The organism is Thauera sp., from assembly GCF_034003485.1.
Classification (GTDB): Bacteria; Pseudomonadota; Gammaproteobacteria; order Burkholderiales; family Rhodocyclaceae; genus Thauera.
Genome location: NZ_JAVEYL010000052.1, coordinates 1 through 5,801, shown reverse-complemented (window position 1 = coordinate 5,801; position 5,801 = coordinate 1). Strand labels below are relative to the sequence as shown.

7 protein-coding genes are annotated in these 5,801 nt (G+C 67.2%); 6 read left to right on the top strand and 1 reads right to left on the bottom strand.

Annotated elements, in window-relative coordinates:
- The first annotated feature begins 38 nt into the window (after positions 1–38).
- From gspI to RBT54_RS17240, 6 genes are all read left to right on the top strand, one after another.
- The gene (gspI, locus tag RBT54_RS17265) at positions 39–404 is read left to right on the top strand and encodes a type II secretion system minor pseudopilin GspI (protein WP_320368256.1); all 366 of its coding nucleotides are present in this window, start codon (positions 39–41) and stop codon (positions 402–404) included.
- 3 nt (positions 405–407) lie between these two features.
- Complete coding sequence (locus tag RBT54_RS17260; RefSeq protein ID WP_413788470.1) at positions 408–980, top strand: type II secretion system protein GspJ; 573 nt, start codon at positions 408–410, stop codon at positions 978–980.
- A 47-nt stretch (positions 981–1,027) separates the two neighbouring features.
- Positions 1,028–2,236 carry a type II secretion system protein GspL gene (gene gspL, locus RBT54_RS17255; protein WP_320368254.1) on the top strand — a complete coding sequence of 403 codons (1,209 nt, stop codon included), beginning with the start codon at positions 1,028–1,030 and terminating at the stop codon, positions 2,234–2,236.
- A complete protein-coding gene (gspM, locus tag RBT54_RS17250; protein WP_320368253.1) occupies positions 2,233–2,745 on the top strand; it encodes a type II secretion system protein GspM in 513 nt (170 codons plus the stop codon). Before gspL ends, gspM begins: the two co-directional genes overlap by 4 nt.
- 149 nt (positions 2,746–2,894) lie before the next feature.
- Positions 2,895–4,916, top strand: a complete 2,022-nt coding sequence (locus RBT54_RS17245; RefSeq protein ID WP_320368252.1) for a PhoX family phosphatase — start codon at positions 2,895–2,897, stop codon at positions 4,914–4,916.
- A complete protein-coding gene (locus tag RBT54_RS17240; protein WP_320368251.1) occupies positions 4,916–5,647 on the top strand; it encodes a type II secretion system protein GspK in 732 nt (243 codons plus the stop codon). The genes RBT54_RS17245 and RBT54_RS17240 overlap by 1 nt, the downstream gene beginning before the upstream one ends.
- A gap of 4 nt (positions 5,648–5,651) precedes the next feature.
- Here the strand turns inward: RBT54_RS17240 and zapE are convergent.
- On the bottom strand, positions 5,652–5,801 hold a 150-nt coding region (gene zapE / locus RBT54_RS17235), incomplete at its 5' end, for an AFG1/ZapE family ATPase (RefSeq protein WP_320368261.1).

The following is a 5,801-nucleotide window of genomic DNA, read 5'->3' as shown; positions in this document are numbered from 1 at the left end:
AATGGCCGCGTGGAACTGCTGGCCGGGACAATGGGACCATGAACCCCGCGACGCGCGGCTTCAGCCTGCTCGAAAACCTGATTGCCCTCGCAATCATCGCCGTCGCGCTGAGCGCGGCGGTGCGCGCCGGCACGCAGGCAACCGACACCAGCGACGCCCTCGCACAACGCACGCTTGCACGCTGGGTGGCGCAGAACCGACTCGCGGAGCTGCGCGTCCGGCCGTTTCCGCCGCCCATGGGCCGGAGTGACGGCGAAGCGCTGCAGGGCCGCTACCGCTTCCGCTGGGAACAGACGGTCACCGCGACCGCGGTACCGGCCTGGCGGGCCATCGACATCGTGGTTCGTGACGCAGGCGGGCACCCACGCGCGCACCTGGCCGGCCATGTGCTGGTTCAGCCCTGAGCGATGCCGATGCGCCGGCCACACACCCGACGCCCAATCCGCCCCGCGACAAGCGGGATGACACTGGTCGAGCTGCTGGTGGCGCTCGCCATCTTTGCCATCCTCGGCGCGTTGAGCTATCGCGCCATCGCGCAGATGAGCGATCTCGAACGCCATCTGGAATCCCAGCACACGCATTGGCGCGATCTCGAGCATGCCGCGCACCGGATCGAGCATGATCTGCTCCGCCTCGCCATGCCGCCGCCAGGAACAGCGACCTTGAGCCTTCACGGCCCGCGCGATCACCAGGTCCTTCAAATGCTGGTCGATGAGCGCGTGCATGCCCGAATGCGGCCGGTGCAGTTCCGCCATGAAGACCGACGCCTGCTGCGAACAAGGCCTGATGCTCGCCCGGAACGGCGCGAGGTGCTGGCCCACGGCGTCGACCGGCTGGCCTGGCGCTTCATTCACCGTGGCCGCTGGTACACGAGCTGGCCGCCCGCCGGCACGGATCCGTCGGAGCTCCCCGATGCGATCGAGCTCACGATCGACGTGACCGGCATCGGACCGCTGATGCGGCTCATGCCCCTGCGCTGAAGCGTGCGTTCCCCTCAACCACGATACCTCTTTCAACAGACCCGCCGATGCGTCCCTCATCCGCCCACCGACCGACCCTGCACGTACTGATCGACGAAGACTGGCCCGCGAACGCCGAGGCCGACTGGGTCCTGACCGAGACCGACAGCACGCTCCGCGCGCAGGGCTGCAGCACGCCCGAAAGATGGCCCGGCGATGCCACGCTCGTCGTCGTCCTTGGTGCCAGCCAGAGCAGCTGGCATCGCGTCACCCTGCCGAAAGGGAAGGCCGCAACCGATCCGCGACTGATCGCCTACGCCCTGGAGGACGTCCTGCTGGATGCCCCGCAGGCGCAGCACATCACGCTGATCCAGCGCCACGACGCGGAGACCGGTTCGCAAGCGGACCTGATCGTCACCGCACGCGATCGTCTGCGCACGGTGCTGACCGCTCTGCGCACGGCGGGCCATGAACCGCGGCACCTCTACACCGAACTGCAGAGCGACGTGACGACCGCCGACGGCCGGCAGGCGCTGCAACTTTGCCTGCGTCCGGGACTCGCCGTGCTGCACCCGATCGAGGCGGGCCCAGTTGCCCTGCCCGACGATATCGACCAGCTCATGCCCTTCGTCGACGACGCCTTGCGCACGCGCAGACGGGACGAGATGGATCTCCCTCGCCTCCGACTGCACGCCGATCCCGGCTGCGAAGCGGAGGTGACGAGGATCGAGGCTGTGCTCGGGAGCGCGACGCTCCAGGCCTGCGAGCGCTACGCCTGGTGGCGGACTGACGCCGCCGCGGACCTTCTGCATGGCGAATTCTCCGTGGGCGCCGCTGGTGCCTCCCTCGCACGCCGCCTCCGGCTGCCCTTGGCCCTTGCCGCCAGTGCGTTGTTGGCGCTGGCGGGGATCATGTTTGCCGACATCCTGCGCATGCGCTCGGCCATCGATGCGCTTGACGCAGACATTGCGAGCCGGTTCGCCGCGGCACTGCCAGGCACGCCGCGGGTGATGCCCGAGGCGCAACTGCACCGCCGACTCGAAGACTTGCGCCGCCGCGCCGGTGCGGCCGGTGACGCCGACCTGTTGCCGCTGCTCGGCCGCCTTGCCGAAGCCCGCGACGATCTGGCTCCGACCGCATCCGTAACTGCCCTCGACTTCGGCGCCGGCAGGCTTTCAGTGGCGTTCGCCGGCGCAACCGCGGAAGAACTCGACAGGCTGCGCACGGCCCTCGCGCCGGCGATCGAGCTCACTCAGGCCCAAGGAGATGATCGATGAAGGCCGTTTTTTCCCGCCTGCAACGACTTCGCGCACTTACCGATCGCTGGCAGACCCTTTCTGCGCGGGAGCGGCGCCTGGTCGCGATCGGACTGGCATCGATCAGCGCCTTGGTACTGGTCTCCGTCGGAGAGTCCTTGGCCCGCGAACATGCGCGCCTGCGCGAGGCACTGCCGCGGCTGCAGGCACAGCAGCAGGCGGTCGCTGCCGCGGCAGCCGAAATCTCGAGTCTCCAGGCTCGTTCGCCTGACGCCGGCACAACCTCGGGCGCGATCAATACGCTACCTGCACTCGCCGAGCTGGCAGGCACTCGCGGACTGTCACTGGAGCTGGTGCGAGTCGCCGACAGCGAGCTCCGCTTCGAAGGACGCGGTGAAGCCACCGCGCTGCTCGACTGGCTGGCAGAAGCACATGCGACCTACGGCGCTCAGCCGATCGGCCTCGCAGTCCGGACACGCGAGGGCCCCGATGACGTTAGCGGCCAACTCCGCCTGTACGGAAGCGATTGAACCCCTGGCAATGCATCGTTTATGCCGTTTTGCATCGCTTCGCGCAGTTTTGGATCCGATAAACATTGGCGCAATGCTGTCTTCATCCCTACGCAACCTGCGCTATCAAGAATGCGCGCTCCCAGCCATCCCCTCAACGGAGCACGTAGATGAGCCATTTCGACCAGGACGACCTGCCGAGCAACCTGTCCGACAACGAACACTTCCAGCAGATCGTCGACCGCACCGTGTCGCGCCGCGGCTTCCTCAAGTCCGGCCTGGGCCTTGGTGCCGCCGCCTTCCTGGCCGCGCCGCTGGCTGCAAACGCTGGCAAGCATGCCCATCAGCACATGGATCATGGCCGTGGTCACGGTCCGAAGAAAGGTCCGCGCATCGGCTTCACCCCGATTGGCACCTCGAGCGCCGATACCATCGTCGTCCCCGAGGGCTACCAGGCCCAGGTTTTCGCGCGCTGGGGCGACCCCCTGTTCATCGACTCGCCGGCCTGGCGTCCGGACGGTACCAACACCGGCGCCGATCAGGCCCGCCAGATCGGCGACAACCATGACGGCATGCACTTCTTCCCGCTGAGGGGCAAGTCGGACAAGGAAGGCCTGCTGGTCATGAACCACGAGTACACCAACTACGAGTACCTGTTCGGTGCCGAGTTCATGACGCCGTGGACCGCCGACAAGGTGCTGAAGGCGCAGAACGCGCACGGCATCTCGGTGCTGCACGTGCGCCAGCACAAGGGCAAGTGGGACATCGTCCGCAACTCGAAGTACAACCGCCGCATCACCGGCAACACGCCGATGCAGATCAGCGGTCCGGCAGCCGGCCACAGCCTCATGCGCACCAAGGCCGACCCGACCGGCAAGCGCGTGCTCGGCACGCTGAACAACTGTGCCAATGGCTTCACGCCCTGGGGCACCTACCTCACCTGTGAAGAGAACTTCAACGGCTACTTCGGCACCACCAGCGGCGCGGACACGCGCGACGAAAACATGCGTCGCTACGGCATCAGCGCACGCGGCACCGGCTATCGTTGGGAAGAATTCGACGAGCGCTTCGACTACGCCAAGGAGCCGAACGAGTCGAACCGCTTCGGCTGGGTGGTCGAGATCGACCCCTACGACCCGCGTTCGACGCCGGTCAAGCGCACCGCGCTGGGCCGCATCAAGCACGAGAACTGCGCCTACGCTTTCACCCGCGACCGTCGCGTTGTCGTCTACATGGGCGATGACCAGGCGAACGACTACATCTACAAGTTCGTCTCCGACGGCCGCTTCGTACCGGGCAAGGACGCGCAGAACCGTCGCCTGCTCGACAACGGCAAGCTGTACGTGGCGAAGTTCTCGGACGGCGCGGCCAGCGGCGACTTCATGGGCACCGGCGAATGGCTGCTGCTGGACAAGCGCGCCAACGCCACGCTGGCTGCAGACGGCCGCTTCGCCGACCAGGCCGAAGTGCTGATCAAGACGCGCCTGGCCGCCGACGCCGTGGGCGCGACCAAGATGGACCGTCCGGAATGGATCACCGTGCATCCGGACACCAACGAGGTGTACTGCACGCTGACCAACAACAGCAGCCGCAGCGTCACCGACGACGCCAACCCGCGCACGCAGAACCGTTTCGGCCAGATCATCCGCTGGCGCGAAGCCGGCAACGATGCCGCTGCGATGCGCTTCGAATGGGACCTGTTCGTCGTCGCCGGCAACCCGATCGCCTACCCGGACCGCAGCGACCTGCGCTCGGGCTCTGCCGCGATCACCGCCGACAATACCTTCAACAGCCCTGACGGCATCGGCTTTGACGCCGACGGCCGCCTGTGGATCCAGACCGACGGCAGCTACAGCAATAGCGGCGTGTATGCCGGCCAGGGCAACAACCAGATGCTGTGTGCCGACCCGGTCAGCGGCGAGATCAAGCGCTTCCTGGTGGGTCCGTCCGGCTGCGAGATCACCGGCCTGACCTTCACCCCGGACGGCAAGACGATGTTCATCAACGTCCAGCACCCGGGCGAAGCCAGCGGCCACCCGAACTCGCCGACACCGCCGGCCGGCCAGTCGATGGACCAGTTCATCGCAGCCAACCCGCTCGCCTTCAGCCAGTGGCCGGAAGCCAGCGGCGGTCGTCCGCGTTCGGCGACCGTGATCGTCACCAAGAAGGACGGCGGCGTCATCGGTACCTGATGCCCGTCGTACGCAAGCCACCCCGCAGGGGGTGGCATCTCGAGCGACCGCGAGGCGCGGCGATCATCGTCGCGTTGCTCGCGGTCGCAGTCGTTGCGGCACTCGCCACGACCATGCTGGCCCGCCTTGACGCGCGCATAGAGCTCGCCTCGGATCGGGAGGATCTGGTTCAGGCACGCCAACTCGCGTTGAGCGCAATCGATCTCGCCCGCATCACGCTCGATGCCGACGCACGCGCGACGCGTATCGATTGGCTTGGAGAACCCTGGGCGCAGCCACAACAGCCGGCGCTACACCCTGGGGCCCGCATCCGCTTGACGATCACTGATGCGTCGGGTGACGCGGCGCTGAACGAGATGCTCCGTGCGCCCGCGCGAGGCGAACGCGGCGTCGCCACACCGCAGCCAGACACGCCCGCCCCTCTGCGCGTGCCCGTCAACATCAACACCGCGCCGACAAAGTCCCTTCAGGTGATCCTCCCTGGATCAACGCCGGCGCAGGCGCAGGCCGTGGCGCGGATGCTGAGGATGGAGCCTGCCACGAGCATCCGCTCACTCGGCGAGCGCCTGCCCGAGGGGCTGGATCTCCCGGCTGCCGATCGGGTCGGCGTGTCCAGTGACTACTTCATCGCCGACGTGGCGGTGGAGTATGGCGTCGCGGTCTCCACGCTGGAAGCGTTGCTCGTCCGTACCGGAGAGCGCGTGAACGTACTGTCGCTCAGGTCGCGCTAAGACCCTATTCCACCCGGTGCGGCTCGGCCAGGTAGTCGCGCGTGCGCATCTCGATCAGGCGACTGACGGTGCGCACGAACTCGTGGGCGTTCTGCCCTTCCACGTAAAGCTCGTAGGCCGGCACCTCGGCGCTGACGATGAGCTTGACGCGGTG